Origin of the sequence: Mucilaginibacter glaciei (assembly GCF_014773245.1) — a bacterium.
Classification (GTDB): Bacteria; Bacteroidota; Bacteroidia; order Sphingobacteriales; family Sphingobacteriaceae; genus Mucilaginibacter; species Mucilaginibacter glaciei.
This window is the reverse complement of sequence record NZ_JACWMX010000002.1, coordinates 264,846-286,479: the sequence shown is the minus strand read 5'-3', so window position 1 is coordinate 286,479 and position 21,634 is coordinate 264,846. Positions and strand designations below refer to the sequence as shown.

Below are 21,634 nucleotides of genomic sequence, written 5' to 3'. Positions count from 1 at the left end.
TATGGAAAAGAAAAACGCAAAACCTGCTAAATTAAAGATCCGCAAGGGTGATTTAGTAAAGGTAATAGCCGGAGATTCAAAAGGATCACAAGGTAAGATAGTTGAAATTATCATTGATAAGAACAGGGCTGTTGTTGAAGGTGCCAATATGGTATCAAAACACACCAAGCCTAATGCAGCCAACCCTAACGGTGGTATTGTAAAGCAGGAAGCTGCGATACACATATCTAACCTGGCACTGGTTGAACCTTCAACAGGTAAAACAACCCGTGTTGGCCGTAAATTAAACGATGCCGGCAAATTAGTTAGAGTATCAAAAAAATCAGGGGAGGAAATTAAGTAATGACTTACATACCAAGATTAAAAACAAAATATAAGGACGAGATCCGCACCGCACTGAAAGATAAATTCCAGTACAAAAGCGTAATGCAGGTCCCTAAGTTACAGAAGATCGCTATCAACCAGGGTGTTGGCGGTGCTACTACCGATAAAAAACTTATCGAGAACACCATAACCGAGTTAACAACCATCACTGGCCAGCAAGCGGTATCTTCAAAATCTAAAAAGGATATCTCGAACTTTAAATTACGTAAAAACATGCCTATCGGCGTACGTGTAACTTTACGTGATAATACAATGTATGAGTTTTTAGACCGTTTAATAGCTGTTGCCCTTCCACGTATACGTGATTTTAAAGGCATCAACGATAAAGGTTTTGACGGCCGCGGAAACTATACGTTGGGTATTACAGAGCAAATCATTTTCCCTGAGATCAACATTGACAAGATCAACAAGATACAGGGTATGGATATTACTTTTGTAACCTCGGCAACTAATGATGTTGAAGCATTAGAGTTGTTAAAACAATTTGGATTACCTTTTAAAAATCAAACTCCAACTAACAATGGCTAAAGAAGGTGTAAAAGCACGTGAAGTAAAACGTGCTAAGTTAGTAGCAAAATATGCTGAAAAAAGAGCAGCGCTTAAAGCGGCTGGTGACTACATAGGTTTAGATAAATTACCTAAGGCGTCATCACCGGTAAAATTGCACAACCGTTGTAAATTAACGGGCCGCCCTCGTGGTTACATGCGTCAGTTTGGTATTTCACGCGTAACATTCCGTGAAATGGCACTTGATGGCAAGATACCGGGAGTGAAAAAAGCAAGCTGGTAAGCAGCAAATTTATTAGAGCTTAAGTAAATTCAAAACATACAACAATATGTTTTGAATTTTTTGTAATTTCGCGGCTCTAAATTTAAATGAATTAACCGATAGAAGGTCGCCCGGGATGTTACCGGAAGGAAACCACTATCATAAACAACAATAATGAATACAGATCCAATCGCAGATTATCTTACCAGAGTAAGGAATGCTATTAAAGCCAACCATAGGGTTGTTGAAATTCCTGCATCAAATCTGAAAAAGGAAATCACTAAAGTGCTTTTCGAAAAAGGTTACATCGCTAATTACAAGTTTGAGGATAACGGACCACAAGGCAGCATTAAAGTTGCATTGAAGTACCACCCGATAACTAAGATCCCTGCTATCCGCAGCATTTCGCGTATTAGTAAACCAGGTTTGAGGAAATACGCAGGTATGGATACCCTGCCACGCGTATTAAATGGTTTAGGCATCGCTATCCTGTCAACATCTAAAGGTGTTATGACGGATAAAGAGGCACGTTCACAAAATGTAGGTGGCGAAGTTTTATGCTTCGTTTATTAATAGGAGGAAATTAAGCAATGTCAAGAATAGGAAAAGCACCTATAGCATTAACCGCCGGCGTAACTGTTACCGTATCTGCAGAAAATGTAGTTACTGTAAAAGGCCCGAAAGGTGAATTGCAACAGGCCGTTGATAGAGATATCATCATCGAGCAAGAAGACGGAAATTTATTGGTTAAACGCCCGTCTGACCAAAAACGTCATAAAGCGCTGCACGGTTTATACCGCTCGCTTTTAAATAACATGGTTGTTGGTGTAACAGAAGGTTACAAAATTCAACAGGAATTAGTTGGTGTGGGTTACCGCGCAACTAATACCGGTAATACATTAGATTTGGTGTTAGGTTACTCTCACCACTATGTATTCCAATTACCAGAAGAAATTAAAGTTACAACCACTGCTGAGAAGGGTAAAAACCCAACCATCATCCTGGAGTCGAACGATAAACAATTGATAGGACAAGTAGCTGCGAAGATTCGTTCGTTACGTACACCAGAGCCTTACAAGGGTAAAGGTATCAAGTTTGTAGGCGAAGTATTGAGAAGAAAAGCAGGTAAATCAGCATCTAAAAAATAATCGTCATGAAATTATCAAGAAGAGACAGGATTAAAAAAGGTATCAGAAAGCGCCTTTCAGGATCAACAGCACGCCCACGCTTATCTGTATTCAGAAGCAACAAAGGCATCTATGCTCAAATTATTGACGATGTTACCGGTAAAACCTTAGTATCAGCTTCATCGCTGTCAAAAGAGTTTACTGCTGATGGTTCAAAATCTGATCAATCAGTAGCAGTAGGTAAATTAGTAGCTGAAAAAGCTATTGCTGCAGGTATCAAAGACGTAGTTTTTGATAGGAATGGTTACCTGTACCATGGCCGTGTTAAATCACTGGCTGAAGGTGCACGTGAAGGCGGTTTAAACTTTTAATCGAAAACGGAAATGTCAACAATCAACATAAAAAGAGTAAAAACCAGCGAGATCGAATTAAAAGATCGCCTGGTAAGCATACAACGTGTAGCCAAAGTAACCAAGGGTGGCCGTACATTCAGCTTTTCTGCCATTGTGGTAGTAGGTGATGAGAACGGTGTTGTAGGATATGGTTTAGGTAAAGCGAAAGAAGTTACTGAAGCAATTGCAAAAGGTATTGATGATGCTAAAAAGAACTTAGTTAAAGTTCCGATTATCAACAACACTATCCCGCATGAGCAAATTGGTAAATTCTCTGGTGGTTTTGTATTCTTAAAACCTGCTGCAAACGGTACTGGTGTTATAGCCGGTGGTGCGATGCGTGCAGTTTTAGAGAGTGCCGGTATACATAACGTATTGGCAAAATCAAAAGGATCATCAAACCCACACAACGTAGTTAAGGCAACTGTATCTGCATTATCACAATTGCGTGATGCGGTTACCGTAGCCCAGCAACGCGGTATTAGTTTAGGTAAAGTATTTAACGGATAAGCAGTCATGTCGAAAATTAAAATAACACAGATTAAAAGCGTTATCGACAGAAGCGAGCGCCAGAAAAGAACTGTTGAGGCTTTAGGCCTTAAGAAAATAAACCACAGTGTGGAAGTTGAAGCCACTGCAGCTATTATAGGTATGGTTAGGAAAGTGAACCACCTCGTAGCAGTAGAAAACATTTAATATCATGAATTTAAGTAATTTAAAACCTGCAGAAGGTTCTACTAAAAATAGGAAAAGAATTGGCCGTGGTACAGGTTCTGGCCGTGGCGGTACATCAACCCGTGGCCATAAAGGTGCAGGTTCACGTTCAGGTACATCTACTAAGATTGGATTTGAAGGTGGCCAGATGCCATTACAACGCCGTGTGCCTAAGGTAGGTTTCAAGAACCCTAACCGTGTAGAGTATGTTGGTGTTAACCTTGACGTATTACAGGCATTGACTGAAAAATATACATTAACAACAGTTAACTTCGATACACTGAAAGAACATGGTTTAGTTTCTAAGAACGGTCTTGTTAAGATAATGGGCCGTGGCGAATTAACTGCCAAATTAGAAGTTACAGCACATGCATTTACTGCTACTGCACAAAAAGCTATTGAAGCAGCCGGCGGAACCATAGTTAAGCTATAAATTTTCGATGAAGAAATTTTTCACCACATTATCCAATATTTGGAAAATTGAAGATCTAAGATTGCGTATCACAAACACAATCTTATTTCTTTTGATATACCGGGTAGGTTCTTTTATTGTTTTACCAGGTGTTAATGCTGCGGCATTACACTCGGCTAAGGCTAAAGAGGGGCTGGTAGGTTTATTAAATATGTTTGCAGGAGGTTCGTTTTCACGTTCCTCTATTTTTGCATTGGGTGTTATGCCTTACATCTCTGCCTCTATTGTGCTGCAGTTATTGGGTATAGCAGTGCCATACTTTATTAAACTGCAAAAAGAGGGTGAAAGCGGCCGTAACAAGCTTAACCAATGGACAAGGTACCTTACTATCGTTATTACTGCTGCGCAAGCTGTAGGTTACCTGCGCTCGCAAATTACAGCTGATACGATGCTGTTGCCCAACCCATACTTTACCATATTAAACGTATTTGTATTGACCGCAGGTACCTTATTTGTAATGTGGTTAGGTGAAAAGATCACAGATAAGGGTATCGGTAACGGTATATCGTTAATTATCATGACGGGTATCATCGCCGAGTTGCCAAACGCGTTTGTATTGGAATTCCAATCACGTACAGGTGGCCCGGGTGGTTTAATAACTTTCATTGTTGAACTTGTAGCACTGCTTGGTGTGATCATGTTTACGATATTGATTGTGCAGGGTACCCGGAAAATTGCCGTGCAATACGCCAAGCGTATTGTAGGTAATAAACAATACGGTGGCGTGCGCCAGTATATCCCATTAAAGGTGAATGCTGCAGGTGTTATGCCGATCATTTTTGCGCAGGCATTAATGTTTATCCCCGCTACAGTTGCACAGTTTTTCCCTAACGCAGCATCAAACGGCATTTTAATGGCGTTGTCAAATTCAAACTCATGGGGTCACAACGCAGTGTTTGCGATATTGATCATCCTGTTCACTTATTTCTACACAGCTATTACGGTTAACCCTAACCAGATGGCTGATGATATGAAAAAGAACGGTGGTTTTATACCGGGTGTTAAGCCGGGTAATTCAACAGCTGATTATATCGATGCTGTGATATCAAAGATCACGTTACCTGGCTCTATATTCCTGGCTATCATCGCTATTTTACCGGCATTTGCCAGTATGGTAGGGGTTAGCAGTTTGTTTGCAAGGTTCTTTGGTGGTACATCATTGATCATCCTTGTAGGCGTAGTTTTAGATACTTTACAGCAGATAGAAAGCCATTTGTTAATGCGCCATTACGACGGATTGATGAAAACAGGCAGGATCAAAGGCCGTTCAAGTGTACCTACAGCTGCAGGAGCAACACCGCCGGTTATTTAATATTATACATGTCAAAGATCATCTATAAGTCTGTCGAAGAGATAGAACTCATAAGAGAAAGTTCTTTACTTGTTTCCAAAACACACGGGGAGATAGCTAAAGTTATAGGCCCCGGTGTTACTACACTCGAACTAAATAAACTTGCCGAAACCTTTATCAGAGATAATGGTGGGGTTCCGGCATTTTTAAATTATAACGGTTTCCCCTACTCGTTATGTATATCACTAAATGATCAGGTAGTACACGGTTTCCCAAGTAAAAATGTTTTGGTTGAGGGAGATCTGGTATCGGTTGATTGTGGTGTGATCCTGAACAAATACGTTGGCGACTCAGCCTTTACATTTGCCATTGGCGAGGTTAGTGAGGCTACTCAAAAGCTAATGCGTGTAACCCGCGAATGTTTAGACCTTGGTGTAGAGAAGGCTGTGGTTGGCATGCGTATAGGTGATATAGGCTTTGCCGTACAGGAGCATGCAGAGAAGAATGGCTTTGGTGTTGTTAAAGAGTTGGTTGGCCATGGTGTAGGTACCCGCCTGCATGAGAAGCCAGAAGTACCTAATTACGGTAAACGTGGTGCAGGTATCAAATTAGAGGAAGGGATGGTAATTGCCATTGAACCGATGATCAATGCAGGCCGCGCTGGTGTTAAGTTCTGGGACGATGGATGGACCGTATCTACGGTTGATAAAAAGGTGTCCGCCCATTACGAACATACGGTTGCTGTAAAAAAGGGAAAAGCAGATGTTTTATCGACGTTTTCATACATTGATAAAGTTTTAGAAGAAAAGAATAAAATATAAAATATTTTTATTAATTTTGCATCCCGGTTTTGGGGTGGATAATCAAGTAATAATCAGTAAAATATGGCAAAACAATCCTCGATTGAGCAAGATGGTACAATTCGCGAAGCGTTATCTAACGCCATGTTTAGAGTTGAACTTGAAAATGGCCACGAGATTATTGCACACATATCCGGAAAAATGCGGATGCACTATATCAAAATTTTACCTGGCGACAGGGTTAAATTAGAGATGAGCCCGTATGATTTAACAAAAGGAAGAATAACCTACAGATATAAATAAACACGAGATGAAAGTTAGAGCATCCATTAAAAAGCGCAGCGTTGATTGCAAGATCATCCGCCGTAACGGGAAACTTTATGTGATAAACAAAAAGAACCCTAAGTTTAAACAGCGTCAGGGATAATAAGAAATTTGTAATAGACCGCACAACGGTGGCCCGCCGTTCGGTATTACGTTAAAACACAAACAAAAAACATGGCAAGAATTTCAGGTATTGATTTACCAAAAAATAAAAGAGGTGTTATAGGTTTAACCTACATCTATGGAATCGGACGCTCAACTGCTGAGTTGATCTTGAAACAAGCTGACATTGATGAGAATATCAAGGTTCAGGATTGGAATGATGATCAGTTAACAGCTATCCGTACCATCATCAACGATCAGATCAAAGTTGAAGGTTCATTACGTTCAGAAGTTCAGTTGAACATTAAACGTTTAATGGATATCGGTTGCTACAGGGGCACCCGTCACCGTAAGGGCTTGCCTTTACGTGGTCAGCGCACTAAAAACAACTCACGTACCCGTAAAGGAAAACGTAAGACAGTTGCTAACAAAAAGAAAGCTACTAAATAGTAAGTGATTGGTGAGTAGTGGGTGGTGATTAGTTGCCGCGTCGTTATTTGCCAGGAATATAAAAATTATAAAGACGATTAATGGGTCCGGGTTATGACATCACTAACTCACTAATTCATTAGATCAATAATTAAAAGATAAAATGGCTAAAAGCAAAAAAGTTACCAAAAAGCGTATTGTAATTGTGGAGTCGGTTGGCGAAGCACACATCAACGCAACCTTTAACAACATCATCATCACCCTTACCAACAAAAGCGGTCAAGCAATTTCTTGGTCTTCTGCAGGTAAAATGGGTTTCAAAGGTTCTAAAAAGAACACCCCTTACGCTGCAGGTCAAGCTGCCGGCGATTGCGGTAAAACCGCGTATGACTTAGGTTTACGTAAAGTTGAAGTATTTGTTAAAGGCCCGGGTTCAGGCCGCGAGTCTGCTATCCGTACCCTGCAAACAACAGGTATCGAGGTAACTACTATAAAGGACATTACACCGCTTCCACACAATGGTTGCCGTCCGTCAAAACGCAGAAGAGTTTAATTAACACAAATTTTTAAAGCTAAGATTCGGCAGCTACAGGCTGCTTGATACTTTAAAACACACAACAATGGCAAGATATACAGGCCCTAAATCAAAAATTGCGCGTAGGTTCCGCGAGCCGATCTTCGGTCCGGATAAAGCGTTAGAAAGAAAAAACTACGGACCAGGTATGCACGGCCCTTCTAAAAGAAGAGGTAAGCAATCTGAGTACGCAGTACAGTTAATGGAAAAACAAAAAGTTAAATACACTTACGGTGTATTAGAACGTCAGTTCGAAAACTTATTCCATACTGCATCAGCTAAAGAAGGTATCACCGGTGAAAACCTGTTGAAATTCTTAGAAGCACGTTTAGATAACGCGGTTTACCGTTTAGGTATCGCCCCTACACGTTCTGGTGCACGCCAGTTAGTTGGCCACAAACACATTACCGTTAACGGTAGCGTCGTAAACATTGCATCATACCAGTTAAGAGCAGGTGATGTGATCGCAGTGCGCGAAAAATCAAAAACTCTTGAGGCTATCTCTAATTCAGTTGCCGGCCGCAAGATCAATAAATACAGCTGGTTAGAATGGGATGCTGCCGAATTAAAAGGTAAATTCTTAAACTATCCAAACCGTGATGAGATTCCAGAAAACATTAAGGAAAACCTTATTGTGGAGTTGTACTCAAAATAATAACGATACTTACCCGCGCAATGATTGGCATATTATGTCAATCATTTTCGTGGTTATATCTATTCAATCATCAAACAATAAACAAAAGATATAAATGGCAATTTTAGCATTTCAAAAACCAGACAAGGTTATCATGCAGAAATCGAACGATTTTGATGGCACGTTTGAGTTTCGTCCGTTAGAACCAGGATTCGGTATAACCATTGGTAATGCTCTTCGTCGTATCTTACTTTCTTCATTAGAAGGTTATGCTATTACATCTGTACGTATCTCAGGCGTAATGCATGAGTTTTCGACCATAAAAGGTGTGGTTGAAGACGTTACGGAGATAATCCTGAACCTGAAACAAGTACGTTTCAAAAAAACAGGCGAGTCTGGCGATAATGAGAAGGTATTTGTGATCGTTAACGGCCAGGACACTTTTAGTGCAGGTGACATTACCAAGTTTTCAAACAACTTTACGGTATTGAACCCTGACCTTGTTATTTGTAACATGGATTCATCAGTAACTTTAGAAGTAGAGCTTACTGTTGCCAAAGGCCGTGGTTACATCAGCAACGAGGAAAACAAAAACCCTGATGCTAACGTAGGTGTGATCGCTATCGATTCTATCTTTACGCCTATCAAGAATGTTAAATACACGCTTGAAAACTATCGTGTTGAGCAAAAAACGGATTACGAAAAATTGATCCTTGATATCTCTACAGATGGTTCTATCCACCCGGAAGATGCGCTAAAACAAGCTGCAAAAATTCTTATCCAGCACTTTATGCTGTTCTCTGACGAGAACATGATGCTTGAAGCACAGGCTAAAGAAGAAACTAAGGAAGTTGACGAGGAAATTTTACATATGCGTAAGATCCTTAAAACTGAGTTGGTTGATCTTGACCTGTCTGTTCGTGCATTAAATTGCTTAAAAGCTGCCGATATCCGTAGCCTTGCCGACCTGGTATCTTACGATGTTGCTGATATGTTAAAATTCAGGAACTTTGGTAAAAAATCATTAACTGAAATTCAGGATCTGGTTAAATCAAAAGGTTTATCTTTTGGTATGAACTTGTCTAAATTTAAGTTAGACGAAGAATAATCAGCAAGGTTGTACGGATCACTCAATAGGTTAAACGTACAACCTTACTAAAATACTAATAAATAAGCGAGGGCATAATTCCGCGGGCTTGATAATTTATTCGCCCAACGGTATGCACGTGCACAAATTAACAATCAAATGAGACACGGTAGAAAAGTAAACCATTTAGGCCGCACAGACAGCCATCGTAAAGCGATGATGTCTAACATGGCATCTTCGCTTATCTTACACAAGCGTATTACAACAACCTTAGCTAAAGCCAAAGCTTTACGTGGTTACGTTGAACCATTATTAACAAAATCAAAAAACGATACTACGCACTCACGCCGTACTGTATTTAGCTACTTGCAAGACAAAGACACGACGAACATCCTGTTCCGTGAAATTGCTGTGAAAATTGCTAACCGCCCGGGTGGTTACACACGTATTGTGAAGTTAGAAAACCGTTTAGGCGATAACGCTGAAATGGCTATCATTGAATTAGTAGATTACAACACTGTTTACGGTAAAGATGTAGCTGCTAAGACTGAGAAAAAATCAACCCGCCGTCGTGGTGGTGCAACTAAAGCAAAAACTGAGGGTGCTCCTGTAGCTGAAGAAGCTGTAGCTGCTGCCCCGGTTGCTGAAGCAACGCCAGAAGTTGAAACTCCTGCCACTGAGGCAACAACTGCCGAAGAAAAGGAAAACAATGCTGAAAAAGGCGAGTAATTATTTACTCCTTTAAAATACAGAGAGCCCTGGTGAATAACCGGGGCTTTTTTGCTTAATAACGGTGTCAGTTTGAGCTTGTCGACCGTGTCAGTCTGAGCTTGTCGAAGACTTAGTACGCTAATGGTTCGACAGGTTTACCTGACATTTTATTCCAAAATTTTAAACTCCGCAAACATATTAGCCGTTTCATTAAGCGTCTTTAACGGCACATAATCGCATACCTCTGCAAATTCACTCCACATTTGGTGCACCACAAGGTTGGAGTGCGCCTGCTGGATAGCCTCTGCCGATAGCCATTCAAAGATCTCTACAATCGTCCCGTCTTCGCTCTCTACAATCACGGGTTCTCGGTCGGTAACCAGTCCCAACTTCAACAACCGCGGTACATGAGTTTTCACCAAAAGTCTTAACGCGTCGGCTTTGTCTTCTTTAGGTTTGTAAGCAACTATTACTATTCGTCCCATAAATATCATTTTCAATGTAAATTACTAAAAAACAAAACCCCCGCCACCTTATCAGGTTAAGTTATTGTATCAAACAAAGTACATATGGCAAACATAGCAGACCAGATGGTTCAAATGCTGGTAAACGCAGGCATTAAAAGAATATACGCCGTTACAGGTGATAGCCTAAACGAGGTAAATGATGCCGTTAGGCGCGAAGGCTCTATCCAATGGGTGCATGTGCGGCATGAAGAGGCTGGTGCCTACGCCGCTGGTGCAGAGGCACAGGTAACTGGTCAGCTGGCTTGTTGTGCAGGCAGCAGCGGACCTGGCCATGTGCATCTGATCAATGGTTTGTATGATGCCCACCGTTCGGGCGCGCCGGTCATTGCCATTGCATCAACCATCCCCAGTTTTGAGTATGGTACTGAATATTTCCAGGAAACCAATACCATCAAGTTATTTGATGATTGCAGTTATTATAATCAGGTAGCTACCACTCCTAAACAATTCCCAAGGATGTTGCAGGCGGGGATCCAGGCAGCTATCCATCGTAAAGGTGTGGCTGTTGTTGGGGTACCCGGCGATCTGACAAGCGTAGATACCGCAGAGATTTTAACATCTACCGTTAATTACAACCCTATCCCTGTCATCAAACCAAATGATGAGGATCTGGCTAAGTTAGCAGGAATGCTTAATCAGCATAAAAAGATAACCTTGTTTTGCGGCATTGGCTGCGCTGATGCGCACGATGAGATTGTAGCACTTTCTAAATTACTCAATGCGCCCGTAGGTTACTCGTTCAGGGCCAAAATGGATATCCAGTACGATAACCCGAATGAAGTAGGCATGACGGGTCTTTTAGGGTTGCCTTCGGCGTACCACAGTATGCAGGAGAGCGATTTGCTGGTTTTGTTGGGTACCGATTTCCCGTATACACCGTTTATGCCCTCCAATTGTACAATTGTACAGGTAGATATTAAACCCGAGCGCATTGGCCGCCGGGCCAAAGTAGCTGTAGGGTTGTGCGGAACAGTTAAAGACACCCTTACTGCGTTAATGCCAATGGTGCAACAGCATGATGACTACAGCTTTCTGAAAGCGCAACTTGATTTTTATGCCGAGGTCAAAAAAAATATGCACACTTATGTGGCTGATACCGGGAAAAAAGAGAATATTCACCCCGAGTTTGTGGCCAGTTTAATTGATGAGTTAGCTACAGACGATGCCATTTTTACGGTTGATACGGGAATGTCATGTGTTTGGGGCGCTCGCTACATCAACGCCACGGGCAAAAGAAAAATGATAGGCTCATTTAACCACGGCTCTATGGCTAACGCTATGCCACAGGCTATCGGCGCGGCCCTGGCAATGCCGGGCAGGCAGGTGATTGCCTTATGTGGCGATGGTGGCCTGAGCATGTTGCTGGGCGACCTGGCCACGATCACACAATACAAATTACCTATCAAGATCATCGTTTTTAATAACCGGTCGTTAGGAATGGTTAAGCTGGAGATGGAGGTTGCCGGCCTGCCCGACTGGCAAACTGATATGCACAACCCCGATTTTGCAATGGTAGCCCAAGCAATGGGTATGAAAGGTATCACAGTAACCGACCCTGATGAAGCTAAGCAAGCCCTGCGCGAAGCTTTAATGTATAATGGGCCGGCATTAGTTAATATATTTACAGATCCTAACGCGTTAGCTATGCCGCCGAAGGTAGAGTTAGGGCAGGTTAAGGGCATGGCTTTATCCATGACTAAAATGATGCTTAACGGCCGGATGGATGAAGTGGTATATACAATCAAGGCAAATTATAAACACATAAAGGATCTGATCTAATTGATGACGAAGCGCAGGCAGCAAATAATCATACTTTTACTATCGGTAATCACAGTAGGGTTTGTGGTATTGACCATGCTGGTACATTTTTTCCCGCAATCTGCTTTAGATGTTAAGTTTTCAAAAGAGATCCAAGAACATCAAAACCCATTTTTTGATAGGGTTATGTACCTGATAAGTGCCCCGGGCTATTTTCCCGAGTCGCTTATAATGATCGTGCTGACAAGTTTAATTCTCTTTGTTTTTAAATTTAAAAAGGCGTCGGTTTATGCGCTGTTGACCATGCTTGCAGGCTTGGTAAGTACGGTAGTAAAAGCATTGGTGAACCGGCCGCGCCCGTCAGACACCCTGGTGCGTATTGTTTACAAAACCACGCAGCAAAGTTTCCCCAGCGGGCATGTGTTGTTCTATGTGGTATACTTTGGCTTTTTGGTTTTGCTAATGGTTCAGCTGGAACACATCAACAAAGCTATCCGTTTGATAGTAGGCGGGATAAGCCTGTTTATGATATTTACTATCCCTATATCGCGCATCTACCTGGGTGCCCATTGGTTTACCGATGTACTGGGCGGTTTTCTACTTGGTGTGCTTTGTTTAGCCCTGTTATCATGGTTTTATCTGCGAAAAAAAGCTGATAGCGAAGAGGCTCCCATTCCTGAAAGACAATAGTAGTGTAACTGGCAAATGAGGTTTAACATTGTAAGATAAGTTTCTCCGCCCGCCAATCTCATACGTAATGGTATCACAGTTATTTATAAAATGAGTACTCTCTCCACAAATTAAAACGATAGGTAACTGAATCGATTTCCTCTAACCTCTAACCTCTAACCTCTAACCTACTTAATATACTGTTGGATGATTTGCTGTAGCTGGCGGGCCTGTACAACGCCGCTTTGCCGCCATTTACTTTGCCCGTTCTGGAAAACGATTAGCGTGGGTACGCTTTGCACGTGATAGGCACTGGCCGCAGCGGGGTTTTTATCGATATCTATTTTAATGACCGTCACCTGATCGCCAAGGGCATCTTTAACCTGCTTTAAAATAGGCGGCATCATTTTACACGGGCCGCACCACTCGGCACTAAAATCAACTAATACAGGTTTGTCTGATGCGATGATGTCCTGAAAGTTTGCCATTATTTTTTCTCCTTTTAGTATTAACCAACGGATAGTAAATACGTTTTAGCAAAGTATACAGGAAGCGCGATTTTTACGAATCTATGAAGTGATTTCCCCTAATTATAGGGCGGGTATCAATCTTTATAAAATGTAACTCGTTTACATGCTAACCTTTACCATAACTTAACTTATCTTCGCAGGCAAAATTTTACAATTGTATTTATATGGCAAAGGCATCTGAAATTAAAGTAGGAAATATTTTACGTTATAACGGTGAATTGGTAACCGTTACAGAAGTGCTGCACCGCACCCCGGGTAAGGGCGGCGCTTTTTATTTAGACAAATTCAGGAACATTAAAACCGGCAAAATTGTAGAAGCTCGTTTAGCTACCGACGAGCAGGTGGAAATTTGCAGGGTAGAAACCAACGATTTTCAATACCTGTATGAAGAGGGCGACTATATGGTGATCATGGATAATACCACTTATGATCAGCATAACATCCCGAAGGCATTGTTTGGACCGGCCGTTAAATTCCTTAAAGAAGGTATGAATGTGATTGTGTCTTTCGAAAGCGAAGAACCCATCATGGCAACTGCACCCAACCATGTAGAATTAGAGATCACTTACACCGAGCCTGCTGTTAAAGGCGATACATCATCAGGCGCCTTAAAAATGGCCACTACAGAGAACGGTGTGGAGATCAGGGTACCCCTATTTGTGAACCAGGGTGATAGAATTAAAGTTGATACCCGCACCGGCGATTACGTAGAACGCGTTAAATAAGGCCACAAACAGTACAATATAAACAGGCCCTGTTCTTTGGAACGGGGCCTGTTGCATTATAAAGCCTAAGCAGGCTGTTAATGCAGCACCTTTCTTAATTCGGGCTTTAAAATATGGCTATCCTGCAGCCAGTCGGCAAGGCGCTGCGGCCAGTTGTTGATAGACACTAATTTGCGGTTTGTACCCATGTTAAAGGCATGATCGCCTCTGGCGTACAGGTGCATCTCGACAGGTACTTTTGCGTCGCGATATTTTTGCAACAGCTGGATGAGCGGAGGTGAGCAGCAAACATCATCATTGGCGGCTACTAAAAATGCAGGCGGCGCATCGGCAGGGATCACCTCGGGCATATACCCCGGCCCGGGATAAACCTGGATAATAAAGTTGGGTTTGGCGCTGGCCCGGTCTATCGGGTCGGCCGCGCTGGGGTTGCCTTTGGTATCTTTAAAAGCGATCATATCCACCACCTCGCCGCCCGCCGAAAAGCCCATCAGCCCGATGCGGTTGGTATCTATCCCAAACTCGGCCGCACGGCTGTGTACTAAACGCATGGCGCGGTAACCATCGGCCTTGGCATGCACATCAATTTTATAGGGCGATAGCGTATCGCGGCCCAGGCGATATTTCAAAACGAAAACCGTAATGCCCAAGCTATTTAAGAATTTTGCAGGTATCACACCCTCCGCATTATAAACCAGCAGGCGGTGCCCGCCGCCCGGGCAAACCACTATGGCCGCACCGGTAGCTTTGTCGGCCGGGGCCGGGTATACTGTTAACGACGGATTGTGGATGTTTTTTACCCAATAATCTTTAGCCTGCTCTGGCTCGTTACGGCGGCTTTCAAAACCAGGTGCGCCTTTTGCCCATAGGGGGATAACTGTTTGTGCATTTGCAGCGAACGAGTGAACCAGCAGTGATGTCAAAGCTATGCTGAAAAATTTGACGGTCTTCATGGGTACGAGATTAGTTTTACCCTCAACTCATAAAACGTTTCCACCACTCCGAGTTGTAAGTGGTTTTGACATCGGTAGGTTTGCCGGGCTCAGGTAAAAATAACTTAATATTCTTTTGTTTCGCAAACTCAACCAATCTTTCTACAGGCTCGTACCAGGCGTGCAGGGCCAGGTTAAATGTACCCCAGTGTATCGGCATCATGATATCGCCTTTCAGGGCGATATGCGCGTTGCTGGCGTTATCTGGGCCCATATGTATATCGGCCCAGTTGTGGCCGTAAGCGCCTATCTCCAGCATGGTCAGGTCAAACGGCCCGAACTGTTCGCCAATATCTGCAAAACCCGGAAACCAACCCGAATCGGCACCAAAGAATATATTATGCTTTGGCCCTTTAATTACAAATGAGGCCCACAAGGTTTGGTTGCGCCCGGCGATCCCCCTGCCCGAAAAATGCCGCGATGGAGTGGCCGTAATATTACAGTCGCCAATCATAATGCTATCCCCCCAGTCAACCTCATGGATATAATTTTCTTGAATGCCAAGGTCTTTTAAAATATCACAAACACCTAAGGGGGTAATAAAATGTATCTGTTTATCTTTAAAAAACTGTATTGTTCCGCTATCCAGGTGGTCATAATGGTCATGCGATACAATGACCACATCCAGCGGCGGCAAGTCTGATAATGCCAGTGGCGGTGCAAAGAACCGTTTAGGCCCCATTAACTGTGTAAATGAAACGCGATCGCTCCAAACAGGGTCTGTCAATATCCTGATACCATCTACCTCTATCAATAAACTCGAATGGCCTACCCAGGTGATGCGTAAACCGCTATATGGTGGGGTTTGATAAACAGATATATCGGTTTTAAAGGGACCCAGTTGCTTTTTTGGGGTGCTTTCGGCTTTATTATTCCAATAATCCTTCATAATGGGGATCATTTTATCAAAGCCTGCCTCGTCGGTCGGGATAGGGTTTTGGAATTTTTTACCTTTTTTGGTGGAACCCGCTAAATTCATAGTAAGTATAGAGTATGTGTGTTTATCTAATAACGATTCAGGATCGTTATTAGTTGATTAAAAACACTGTTATTTTTGCAGAAATGCAATTGAAGCGTCACAAAACTCTTTTAGCTGAGCTGGCAATGTGGTTTCTAAGTAAGGGTGGGTAGCGTTAAATACATGGTCGGCACCGTTAATTACAACAAGCCCGGCATTGGGTTGTGCCTTATGTAATTCTTTGGCATGGCTTAACGGCACGCTTTTATCCTCGTCGCCATGAACAATTAGCCAGGGTTGTGTTATTTGCGCCGCTTTGCCTGGTATATCCAACCGCTCGGCATTATTCTCCAAATCGTTAAGCAAACTTACCTTGTAAGGCATGTTTTGCCCGGTACGGGAGTTAGGCAGGTACATTACGCCCTGTAGTTTCCATTGCGCTTCAGCTTGTTTGGGCCACAGGTTATAAAAGCTGGAGATGGCCGCCTCGGTAACCAGTTTGGCAACGCGTTTATCCTCTGCTGTTTTAATAATGCTGATACCGCCGCCCATACTATGGCCTATTAAATAAACCTCCCTTACGGCCGGAATGTAGGAGCCACCGCAGGCGAAGTTGATTACCGCGTTCAAATCCTCCAGTTCCATACTAAAGGTGTTATCGCCAAAGGCGATCAGATCTGCAAACTCCGTAGGGTGATCGGTGGTGGTGCCGTTGTGCGAGAAGTTGAACTTTAAAAACCGGAACCCGTTCTGTGCAAAGTATTCGGCCACTAAATTGTGCGCCCCCCAGTCCTTAAACCCGCGGATGCCGTGTGCAAATATCACCAGCGGTGCCTTTGGATTAGCATGATCGAAGGTAATATCGGCCAGCATAGCACGGCCTTTGGCACCCGGGATAGTATAGTTGTTTTTGCGGATCATGGGAATTAAAAGATAACCTCTTTTTCTAAAATATCGCTGTTTTTAACAATAACCGTCTTTGCCCACAAGTCACCTAATCGTTGATGTTTAGGGGTGTTTGAGATGCATATAAAAGCGGGAATGCCGTACATGAAAATATCTAAGAAATCAACTAATCTACGCTTAAAGCACATTGAAAAAGATGGTTTGCCACCACTTAAGGTGTAAACTTTCAACTTACAGATATCATGTCCCGGAGTAGCCTGATTTACAAATTCCAAAAAAGGGAAGTATAAAATCCAAAATATTATTAATGGTAAAGCAGCTAAACCAGTAACTGTCGATTTTCCTGTTTCAGGGTTCTCATCAAATACAGATGTGTAAATACAAAAAACTATAAAATATATCGTGTAATCAATTAGGGTAGCAATTATTTTCTGTTTAATGTAAGGTTTAGGTTCAACGGTGTAAAATTTCATAATATCAATTATACACTAAATGTATGAATTGATATTATACTTTCTTGCCGTTAAAAGTTATTCCATACAAATCGGTACGCCTGTCTTTCAAATTCTGTACACTGCCATACTCATGTAAGGCATCGAGTGCAGAAAGATCTACGTCGGCAATAACGATCATCTCGCTGTTTGGCGTAGCCTCACTTTGAATGCCGTTTGTAGGGAAACCAAAATCTGACGGGGTAAACACAGCTGATTGCGCATAGGAAATCCCCATGTTATTTACGTTAGGCAGATTACCCACGCAGCCCGCAATGGCTACATAACATTCATTCTCCACCGCGCGTGCCTGGGCGCAAAACTTCACCCGGTTGTAACCGTTTTGGGTATCGGTAAGGAAGGGCACAAACAAAATCTGCATATCCTGGCTAGCCAGGATGCGCGACAATTCAGGGAACTCAACGTCGTAACAAATTAAAATTCCAATTTTGCCGGAGTCGGTATCAAAAGCGATCACCTCATCGCCACCCCGCATCCCCCATGAACTGATCTCGGCAGGGGTAGGGTGTATTTTTGTGGTCATTTCCATACTACCATTACGCCTGAAAAGATAGGACACGTTATACATCGAATCATCTTCGATCTTTGGCATACTGCCTGCAATAATATTAACGTTGTAGGATACCGCAAGTTTAGAAAAAGCCTCTACTATGGGTTGCGTATACTGTGCAAGTTCGCGCATAGCCTTCGCTGCATCCATGTGGTTATAATCGGCCATTAACGGGGTGTTGAACAACTCGGGGAACAGTAAAAAGTCAGACTGGTAGTCGCTCACCGCATCAACAAAATATTCGGCGTGTTTCATTAGCTCGCTAATGTTACTGTATGGCCGCATTTGCCATTGAACCAGCCCGATACGCACTTGCATTTTATTATTAATGACCGAGCTGATTTCTTCATAATAAACGTTATTCCACTCTATTAAAGTGGCGAAACCCTTTGAACGACTATCCTCGGGCAGGTAATTTTTAAGGATCTTACGAACGTGAAAATCATTCGATAGCTGGAACGATAGCGTAGGGTCATAGATCTCTTTATATTTTACCTTGTCTATGTATTGCTTAGGGGTAAGATCATTCTGGAATTTTTGGTAATTGGGGATGCGTCCGCCTGCAATGATACTTTTCAGGTTCAGTTTTTCGCACAGGGCTTTGCGGGCATCATATAAACGGCGGGCAAGGCGCAACCCCCTGTATTTTGGGTGGACGAAGATATCTATACCATACAGCACATCACCCTTATCATTATGGGTTTTAAAGCTGCTGTCGCCGGTAATTTGTTTGTAAGTATGGGTATCGCCGTATTTAACATAATCAACGATAATAGAAAGCGCGCAGCCCACCACTTCGTTGTTAACGGTAACGCATATTTGCCCTTCCGGAAAGAGTTTGATGAGTTTTTTTATAGATGCGGCATCCCAATAATCCTCGTCCATATCCATATAGGCCGATTTCATTGACTTTTTTAACTCCTGGTAGTCCTGAACCTCCAGGTTACGCATTTCAATACTTTGCAGATCCATTTTGCTGTAACGGCAAGGGGGCGGAATTGTTTGTTTTTGAGGGGATGTTAGTATGAAATTTTGAGTAATCCGTATAGAAGCCTAAACACACCACTTATTACTTACAACTATTTACGGTGCCACCATACCCAGGCAATTAGCAAGGGCTGGAAAACGATTAGCCGCAACCATGCAATCACGGGCGTAACAACCCATTTGCCGCCCAAAAGGAAGGGGGCATCAATCACCATTTGTACATGTACAGGAATAAAAGCGATGAGCATCAGTATTATTCCATAGGAGCCGATGTGACGTGTTTTAGGGCTAATTAATAGTATTGCAAACAGGATCTCGAAAACGCCTGCAAGAATATTCAGGATAACTGGGAACGGTAAATATTTTGGAATAATGTGATAGTAGGATACTGGATTATAAAAATGATTGGCGCCGGCAATTAAGTAGCCTGCAATTAAAATTATAAGACTTATCTTTTTGAATATTTTCATTTTTGACGCTTCAGATATTTTAAAAAACGAATTTATAGCGAAATGTGATGGGTTTTTTTAGCATTTCGGCTCAATTTATAAACATTCTAAATACTTCTGTTTGACATAGCGTTGACATTGCATCCTGCTTGGTATGTTACTTTTGTTGGGTCGAAAATAAAAACTGCTTTGAAGTATCTAAAGGTAATAGCTTTTACGCATAAACACATTGAGCTGAAGGAATTGGGGAAGTTGGTAATGTGCCAGGAAAATCTGACCGAAAAACTTCGTGATGCTAAAGCACGTTTTGGTATTTCAGAGATCTTTTACCTTTCTACCTGTAACCGTGTCGAGTTCGTAATGTCGACACCGCAAATTGTTGACAAAGAGTTTGCTCATGCTTTTCTGCAAGATCTTCAAATGGGTCTTTGCACGCATTCAGCCAGTGCCTTTATAGAGGCAGCTTCTATTTATGAAGGGCAGGAGGCAATGAATCATTTGTTACGCACCTCATGCTCTTTAGAAAGCTTAATTGTTGGCGAAAAAGAAATTTTAGCCCAGTTACGTAAAGCCTACGATAGTTGCAGAGAAGCAGGCCTGACCGGCGACTCGTTGCGAGTGGTGATGAACTGCATTGTGAAAACCGCTAAAGAGGTTTACACGCATACCAATATTTCAAAAAATCCTATTTCCGTGGTATCGTTGGCTTACCGCAAGTTGCGCGATTTGAAGCTTTGTACTAACGCACGCATCCTGATCATAGGCGCAGGTGAAACCAACAGAAATATTGCCAAGTATCTGCAAAAACATAAATTCTCTAATTTTTCGGTATTTAACCGTACGCTAGCCAATGCCCAAAAATTAGCGGCAGATTTAGGCGGTGAGGCTTTTGATTTAGCCGACCTGAAAACCTTTAATAAAGGGTTTGATGCTATTATCACCTGTACGTCTGCAATTGACCCAATTATTACAGCAGAAGTATATACTTCGTTATTACAAGGCGAGGAAGGCAAGAAAACCATTGTTGATCTGGCTATCCCTAATGATACCGCACCGGAGGTTTTAGAGCAACATGATGTAAACTTCATTGAGGTACATTCATTGAACGAGGTTGCTAAGAAAAACCTGCAGGAACGTTACCATGAACTGGTGCATGCCGAAGCGATTATCGAACAAAATATTGCCGAGTTTCTGGTGATGCTGAAACAACGTAAAATTGAGCTGGCGATGCGCCAGGTGCCTGAGAAGATCAAAGAGATCCGTAATAACGCCGTAAATACCGTATTTGCCGAAGAGGTGCAGGGGATGGATAAAGAATCGCGCGAGATCCTGGAAAAAGTGATGAACTACATGGAAAAGAAGTACATCAGCGTACCTATGATCATGGCCAAGGATATCCTGATCAATAATAATTAATACTTAAGTTTTCTTGCTCACGCTTATTAGTCATCGCTCCCGCGAGTTTAGCGCAGCGTAACTCGTGGGATACATGAAGTTAAGCTTTCAGCTTAACAAAAGCAATCCATCAATTAAACCTTTCTCACCTGCGTAATCGCGTGCACTACTGTAAAGATAATGCTCTGGTATATCTACCCATCCTGCTTTAACCGGATTATGGTGAATATAATCCAGCTTTTGCGTGATCACCTCATCGCTCCATAATTCAATTGGATGGTTGCCTTGCTGCCAAAATTGGTAAAATTCATTGTTAGGGTTTTTCTTCCCATCCCGTTCGAAAAACCAGATCAGCCAGTCTTTTCTGCTTTCCTGAGGGTTGTCGATAATTGCTTTAATGATTGCTTTTGAAGTGTGCCTTTTAATATCCCTTAAAATATCCTGCATCGGTTTGTTATTAGTGCCGATGATTAGGTGAATATGATTACTCATCATAACCCATGCATAAAGTTCAAGCCCCTTGTTTTTTATGCAATAGCTCAAGCTTGCCACAAGGATATTTTTGTATTCGCGCCGGGTAAATACGTCAATCCATCGGATGACAGAGAATGTTACAAAATGCGGTCGTTCCTGATTGCGGAATTTGTAGTTGCTGCTCACGATGTTAAATTAATAAATCATGGGTAAAGCTGAAAGCTTTACCCATGGCCAGTCACGAGTTACGCTGCGCTAAACTCGCGACAGCCCAGTGCAATGTATACAGTTAATCTATCCGCTAAACAACCATTAGTCAGCCTACTTTCATATCCTTAATTAATACTGTATTACTGTGCATAAAAAATTAAATTTGCAGAGTAAAATTGTAC

The 21,634-nt window shown here is 42.3% G+C and carries 31 protein-coding genes; 22 read left to right on the top strand and 9 right to left on the bottom strand.

Annotated elements, in window-relative coordinates; translation table 11 throughout:
* Window position 1 precedes the first annotated feature (1 nt).
* From rplX to rplQ, 18 genes are all read left to right on the top strand, one after another.
* Window positions 2-343, top strand: coding sequence for a 50S ribosomal protein L24 (gene rplX / locus IDJ76_RS05990; protein WP_191161761.1), 342 nt, complete (start codon window positions 2-4; stop codon window positions 341-343).
* Window positions 343-912, top strand: a complete 570-nt coding sequence (gene rplE / locus IDJ76_RS05985) for a 50S ribosomal protein L5 (RefSeq protein ID WP_224746213.1) — start codon at window positions 343-345, stop codon at window positions 910-912. Before rplX ends, rplE begins: the two co-directional genes overlap by 1 nt.
* Entirely contained in the window at window positions 905-1,174 is a 270-nt protein-coding gene (gene rpsN / locus IDJ76_RS05980) for a 30S ribosomal protein S14 (RefSeq protein ID WP_191161759.1), read from the top strand. The genes rplE and rpsN overlap by 8 nt, the downstream gene beginning before the upstream one ends.
* A gap of 153 nt (window positions 1,175-1,327) precedes the next feature.
* Complete coding sequence (gene rpsH, locus IDJ76_RS05975; protein ID WP_191161757.1) at window positions 1,328-1,726, top strand: 30S ribosomal protein S8; 399 nt, start codon at window positions 1,328-1,330, stop codon at window positions 1,724-1,726.
* Window positions 1,727-1,743: 17 nt separating this feature from the next.
* Complete coding sequence (rplF, locus tag IDJ76_RS05970) at window positions 1,744-2,301, top strand: 50S ribosomal protein L6 (RefSeq protein WP_191161755.1); 558 nt, start codon at window positions 1,744-1,746, stop codon at window positions 2,299-2,301.
* A gap of 5 nt (window positions 2,302-2,306) precedes the next feature.
* Window positions 2,307-2,651 (top strand): 50S ribosomal protein L18, encoded by a 345-nt coding sequence (rplR, locus tag IDJ76_RS05965; RefSeq protein WP_191161753.1) that lies wholly within the window; start codon window positions 2,307-2,309, stop codon window positions 2,649-2,651.
* 12 nt (window positions 2,652-2,663) lie between these two features.
* Complete coding sequence (gene rpsE, locus IDJ76_RS05960; protein WP_067059737.1) at window positions 2,664-3,182, top strand: 30S ribosomal protein S5; 519 nt, start codon at window positions 2,664-2,666, stop codon at window positions 3,180-3,182.
* A 6-nt stretch (window positions 3,183-3,188) separates the two neighbouring features.
* Window positions 3,189-3,368, top strand: a complete 180-nt coding sequence (gene rpmD, locus IDJ76_RS05955) for a 50S ribosomal protein L30 (protein ID WP_067190124.1) — start codon at window positions 3,189-3,191, stop codon at window positions 3,366-3,368.
* A gap of 4 nt (window positions 3,369-3,372) precedes the next feature.
* Window positions 3,373-3,819, top strand: a complete 447-nt coding sequence (rplO, locus tag IDJ76_RS05950) for a 50S ribosomal protein L15 (RefSeq protein WP_191161751.1) — start codon at window positions 3,373-3,375, stop codon at window positions 3,817-3,819.
* Window positions 3,820-3,826: 7 nt separating this feature from the next.
* Window positions 3,827-5,170: a preprotein translocase subunit SecY gene (gene secY, locus IDJ76_RS05945; protein WP_191161750.1), complete on the top strand. Its 1,344-nt coding sequence runs from the start codon at window positions 3,827-3,829 to the stop codon at window positions 5,168-5,170.
* Between the two features lie 8 nt (window positions 5,171-5,178).
* Window positions 5,179-5,970: a type I methionyl aminopeptidase gene (gene map, locus IDJ76_RS05940; protein WP_191161748.1), complete on the top strand. Its 792-nt coding sequence runs from the start codon at window positions 5,179-5,181 to the stop codon at window positions 5,968-5,970.
* A gap of 63 nt (window positions 5,971-6,033) precedes the next feature.
* Window positions 6,034-6,252 (top strand): translation initiation factor IF-1, encoded by a 219-nt coding sequence (gene infA, locus IDJ76_RS05935; protein WP_022833270.1) that lies wholly within the window; start codon window positions 6,034-6,036, stop codon window positions 6,250-6,252.
* Between the two features lie 7 nt (window positions 6,253-6,259).
* Window positions 6,260-6,376, top strand: coding sequence for a 50S ribosomal protein L36 (rpmJ, locus tag IDJ76_RS05930; protein ID WP_082855993.1), 117 nt, complete (start codon window positions 6,260-6,262; stop codon window positions 6,374-6,376).
* Window positions 6,377-6,447: 71 nt separating this feature from the next.
* Complete coding sequence (gene rpsM, locus IDJ76_RS05925; RefSeq protein ID WP_191161746.1) at window positions 6,448-6,825, top strand: 30S ribosomal protein S13; 378 nt, start codon at window positions 6,448-6,450, stop codon at window positions 6,823-6,825.
* Window positions 6,826-6,967: 142 nt separating this feature from the next.
* Entirely contained in the window at window positions 6,968-7,357 is a 390-nt protein-coding gene (rpsK, locus tag IDJ76_RS05920; RefSeq protein ID WP_191161744.1) for a 30S ribosomal protein S11, read from the top strand.
* A gap of 67 nt (window positions 7,358-7,424) precedes the next feature.
* Complete coding sequence (gene rpsD, locus IDJ76_RS05915; RefSeq protein WP_191161742.1) at window positions 7,425-8,033, top strand: 30S ribosomal protein S4; 609 nt, start codon at window positions 7,425-7,427, stop codon at window positions 8,031-8,033.
* Window positions 8,034-8,127: 94 nt separating this feature from the next.
* Window positions 8,128-9,120 carry a DNA-directed RNA polymerase subunit alpha gene (locus IDJ76_RS05910; RefSeq protein WP_191161740.1) on the top strand — a complete coding sequence of 331 codons (993 nt, stop codon included), beginning with the start codon at window positions 8,128-8,130 and terminating at the stop codon, window positions 9,118-9,120.
* Window positions 9,121-9,258: 138 nt separating this feature from the next.
* On the top strand, window positions 9,259-9,828 hold the full coding sequence (gene rplQ, locus IDJ76_RS05905) for a 50S ribosomal protein L17 (protein WP_191161738.1): 570 nt from the start codon (window positions 9,259-9,261) through the stop codon (window positions 9,826-9,828).
* A 149-nt stretch (window positions 9,829-9,977) separates the two neighbouring features.
* Here rplQ and IDJ76_RS05900 read toward each other — a convergent pair whose 3' ends face one another.
* The gene (locus tag IDJ76_RS05900; RefSeq protein WP_191161736.1) at window positions 9,978-10,295 is read right to left on the bottom strand and encodes a hypothetical protein; all 318 of its coding nucleotides are present in this window, start codon (window positions 10,293-10,295) and stop codon (window positions 9,978-9,980) included.
* Window positions 10,296-10,379: 84 nt separating this feature from the next.
* Between IDJ76_RS05900 and IDJ76_RS05895 the strand changes: the two genes are divergently transcribed.
* Together IDJ76_RS05895 and IDJ76_RS05890 are read left to right on the top strand one after the other, a co-directional pair.
* The gene (locus tag IDJ76_RS05895; RefSeq protein WP_191161734.1) at window positions 10,380-12,116 is read left to right on the top strand and encodes a thiamine pyrophosphate-dependent enzyme; all 1,737 of its coding nucleotides are present in this window, start codon (window positions 10,380-10,382) and stop codon (window positions 12,114-12,116) included.
* A gap of 3 nt (window positions 12,117-12,119) precedes the next feature.
* Window positions 12,120-12,785 carry a phosphatase PAP2 family protein gene (locus IDJ76_RS05890; RefSeq protein WP_191161732.1) on the top strand — a complete coding sequence of 222 codons (666 nt, stop codon included), beginning with the start codon at window positions 12,120-12,122 and terminating at the stop codon, window positions 12,783-12,785.
* Window positions 12,786-12,952: 167 nt separating this feature from the next.
* On the opposite strand, the gene trxA is transcribed toward IDJ76_RS05890, so the two are convergent.
* Entirely contained in the window at window positions 12,953-13,252 is a 300-nt protein-coding gene (trxA, locus tag IDJ76_RS05885) for a thioredoxin (protein WP_191161730.1), read from the bottom strand.
* A gap of 206 nt (window positions 13,253-13,458) precedes the next feature.
* Between trxA and efp the strand changes: the two genes are divergently transcribed.
* On the top strand, window positions 13,459-14,019 hold the full coding sequence (gene efp, locus IDJ76_RS05880) for an elongation factor P (protein WP_191161728.1): 561 nt from the start codon (window positions 13,459-13,461) through the stop codon (window positions 14,017-14,019).
* Window positions 14,020-14,096: 77 nt separating this feature from the next.
* Here the strand turns inward: efp and IDJ76_RS05875 are convergent, their stop codons facing one another.
* The 6 genes from IDJ76_RS05875 to IDJ76_RS05850 all read right to left on the bottom strand — a co-directional run bounded on the left by IDJ76_RS05875 (window position 14,097) and on the right by IDJ76_RS05850 (window position 19,394).
* A complete protein-coding gene (locus IDJ76_RS05875) occupies window positions 14,097-14,972 on the bottom strand; it encodes an alpha/beta hydrolase (protein WP_191161726.1) in 876 nt (291 codons plus the stop codon).
* 22 nt (window positions 14,973-14,994) lie between these two features.
* Window positions 14,995-15,990: an MBL fold metallo-hydrolase gene (locus tag IDJ76_RS05870; protein WP_191161724.1), complete on the bottom strand. Its 996-nt coding sequence runs from the start codon at window positions 15,988-15,990 to the stop codon at window positions 14,995-14,997.
* Window positions 15,991-16,059: 69 nt separating this feature from the next.
* Window positions 16,060-16,890, bottom strand: a complete 831-nt coding sequence (locus IDJ76_RS05865; RefSeq protein WP_191161722.1) for an alpha/beta hydrolase — start codon at window positions 16,888-16,890, stop codon at window positions 16,060-16,062.
* A 5-nt stretch (window positions 16,891-16,895) separates the two neighbouring features.
* Entirely contained in the window at window positions 16,896-17,348 is a 453-nt protein-coding gene (locus IDJ76_RS05860; RefSeq protein ID WP_191161720.1) for an RDD family protein, read from the bottom strand.
* Window positions 17,349-17,382: 34 nt separating this feature from the next.
* Complete coding sequence (locus tag IDJ76_RS05855) at window positions 17,383-18,909, bottom strand: carbon-nitrogen hydrolase family protein (protein WP_191161718.1); 1,527 nt, start codon at window positions 18,907-18,909, stop codon at window positions 17,383-17,385.
* A gap of 107 nt (window positions 18,910-19,016) precedes the next feature.
* Window positions 19,017-19,394: a DoxX family protein gene (locus tag IDJ76_RS05850; protein ID WP_191161716.1), complete on the bottom strand. Its 378-nt coding sequence runs from the start codon at window positions 19,392-19,394 to the stop codon at window positions 19,017-19,019.
* A gap of 168 nt (window positions 19,395-19,562) precedes the next feature.
* Here IDJ76_RS05850 and hemA point away from each other — a divergent pair, with 168 nt between their 5' ends.
* Window positions 19,563-20,789: a glutamyl-tRNA reductase gene (gene hemA / locus IDJ76_RS05845; RefSeq protein ID WP_191161714.1), complete on the top strand. Its 1,227-nt coding sequence runs from the start codon at window positions 19,563-19,565 to the stop codon at window positions 20,787-20,789.
* Window positions 20,790-20,876: 87 nt separating this feature from the next.
* On the opposite strand, the gene IDJ76_RS05840 is transcribed toward hemA, so the two are convergent.
* Window positions 20,877-21,428 carry an REP-associated tyrosine transposase gene (locus IDJ76_RS05840; protein ID WP_191161711.1) on the bottom strand — a complete coding sequence of 184 codons (552 nt, stop codon included), beginning with the start codon at window positions 21,426-21,428 and terminating at the stop codon, window positions 20,877-20,879.
* Between the last annotated feature and the right edge of the window lie 206 nt (window positions 21,429-21,634).

Excerpts from the sequence above, each read along its gene's own strand:
- IDJ76_RS05850 (WP_191161716.1), bottom strand. The coding sequence starts at position 19,394 with ATGAAAATATTCAAAAAGATAAGTCTTATAATTTTAATTGCAGGCTAC.
- rpmJ (WP_082855993.1), top strand. The coding sequence starts at position 6,260 with ATGAAAGTTAGAGCATCCATTAAAAAGCGCAGCGTTGATTGCAAGATC.
- rplR (WP_191161753.1), top strand. The coding sequence starts at position 2,307 with ATGAAATTATCAAGAAGAGACAGGATTAAAAAAGGTATCAGAAAGCGC.
- rpsH (WP_191161757.1), top strand. The coding sequence starts at position 1,328 with ATGAATACAGATCCAATCGCAGATTATCTTACCAGAGTAAGGAATGCT.
- IDJ76_RS05875 (WP_191161726.1), bottom strand. The coding sequence starts at position 14,972 with ATGAAGACCGTCAAATTTTTCAGCATAGCTTTGACATCACTGCTGGTT.
- secY (WP_191161750.1), top strand. The coding sequence starts at position 3,827 with ATGAAGAAATTTTTCACCACATTATCCAATATTTGGAAAATTGAAGAT.
- rplE (WP_224746213.1), top strand. The coding sequence starts at position 343 with ATGACTTACATACCAAGATTAAAAACAAAATATAAGGACGAGATCCGC.
- rplO (WP_191161751.1), top strand. The coding sequence starts at position 3,373 with ATGAATTTAAGTAATTTAAAACCTGCAGAAGGTTCTACTAAAAATAGG.
- rplQ (WP_191161738.1), top strand. The coding sequence starts at position 9,259 with ATGAGACACGGTAGAAAAGTAAACCATTTAGGCCGCACAGACAGCCAT.
- rpsK (WP_191161744.1), top strand. The coding sequence starts at position 6,968 with ATGGCTAAAAGCAAAAAAGTTACCAAAAAGCGTATTGTAATTGTGGAG.
- IDJ76_RS05865 (WP_191161722.1), bottom strand. The coding sequence starts at position 16,890 with ATGATCCGCAAAAACAACTATACTATCCCGGGTGCCAAAGGCCGTGCT.
- rpsD (WP_191161742.1), top strand. The coding sequence starts at position 7,425 with ATGGCAAGATATACAGGCCCTAAATCAAAAATTGCGCGTAGGTTCCGC.
- efp (WP_191161728.1), top strand. The coding sequence starts at position 13,459 with ATGGCAAAGGCATCTGAAATTAAAGTAGGAAATATTTTACGTTATAAC.
- IDJ76_RS05855 (WP_191161718.1), bottom strand. The coding sequence starts at position 18,909 with ATGGATCTGCAAAGTATTGAAATGCGTAACCTGGAGGTTCAGGACTAC.
- map (WP_191161748.1), top strand. The coding sequence starts at position 5,179 with ATGTCAAAGATCATCTATAAGTCTGTCGAAGAGATAGAACTCATAAGA.
- rplX (WP_191161761.1), top strand. The coding sequence starts at position 2 with ATGGAAAAGAAAAACGCAAAACCTGCTAAATTAAAGATCCGCAAGGGT.
- rpsN (WP_191161759.1), top strand. The coding sequence starts at position 905 with ATGGCTAAAGAAGGTGTAAAAGCACGTGAAGTAAAACGTGCTAAGTTA.
- IDJ76_RS05895 (WP_191161734.1), top strand. The coding sequence starts at position 10,380 with ATGGCAAACATAGCAGACCAGATGGTTCAAATGCTGGTAAACGCAGGC.
- IDJ76_RS05860 (WP_191161720.1), bottom strand. The coding sequence starts at position 17,348 with ATGAAATTTTACACCGTTGAACCTAAACCTTACATTAAACAGAAAATA.
- trxA (WP_191161730.1), bottom strand. The coding sequence starts at position 13,252 with ATGGCAAACTTTCAGGACATCATCGCATCAGACAAACCTGTATTAGTT.
- infA (WP_022833270.1), top strand. The coding sequence starts at position 6,034 with ATGGCAAAACAATCCTCGATTGAGCAAGATGGTACAATTCGCGAAGCG.
- IDJ76_RS05900 (WP_191161736.1), bottom strand. The coding sequence starts at position 10,295 with ATGGGACGAATAGTAATAGTTGCTTACAAACCTAAAGAAGACAAAGCC.
- IDJ76_RS05870 (WP_191161724.1), bottom strand. The coding sequence starts at position 15,990 with ATGAATTTAGCGGGTTCCACCAAAAAAGGTAAAAAATTCCAAAACCCT.
- IDJ76_RS05890 (WP_191161732.1), top strand. The coding sequence starts at position 12,120 with ATGACGAAGCGCAGGCAGCAAATAATCATACTTTTACTATCGGTAATC.
- rplF (WP_191161755.1), top strand. The coding sequence starts at position 1,744 with ATGTCAAGAATAGGAAAAGCACCTATAGCATTAACCGCCGGCGTAACT.
- rpsE (WP_067059737.1), top strand. The coding sequence starts at position 2,664 with ATGTCAACAATCAACATAAAAAGAGTAAAAACCAGCGAGATCGAATTA.
- IDJ76_RS05910 (WP_191161740.1), top strand. The coding sequence starts at position 8,128 with ATGGCAATTTTAGCATTTCAAAAACCAGACAAGGTTATCATGCAGAAA.
- rpmD (WP_067190124.1), top strand. The coding sequence starts at position 3,189 with ATGTCGAAAATTAAAATAACACAGATTAAAAGCGTTATCGACAGAAGC.
- rpsM (WP_191161746.1), top strand. The coding sequence starts at position 6,448 with ATGGCAAGAATTTCAGGTATTGATTTACCAAAAAATAAAAGAGGTGTT.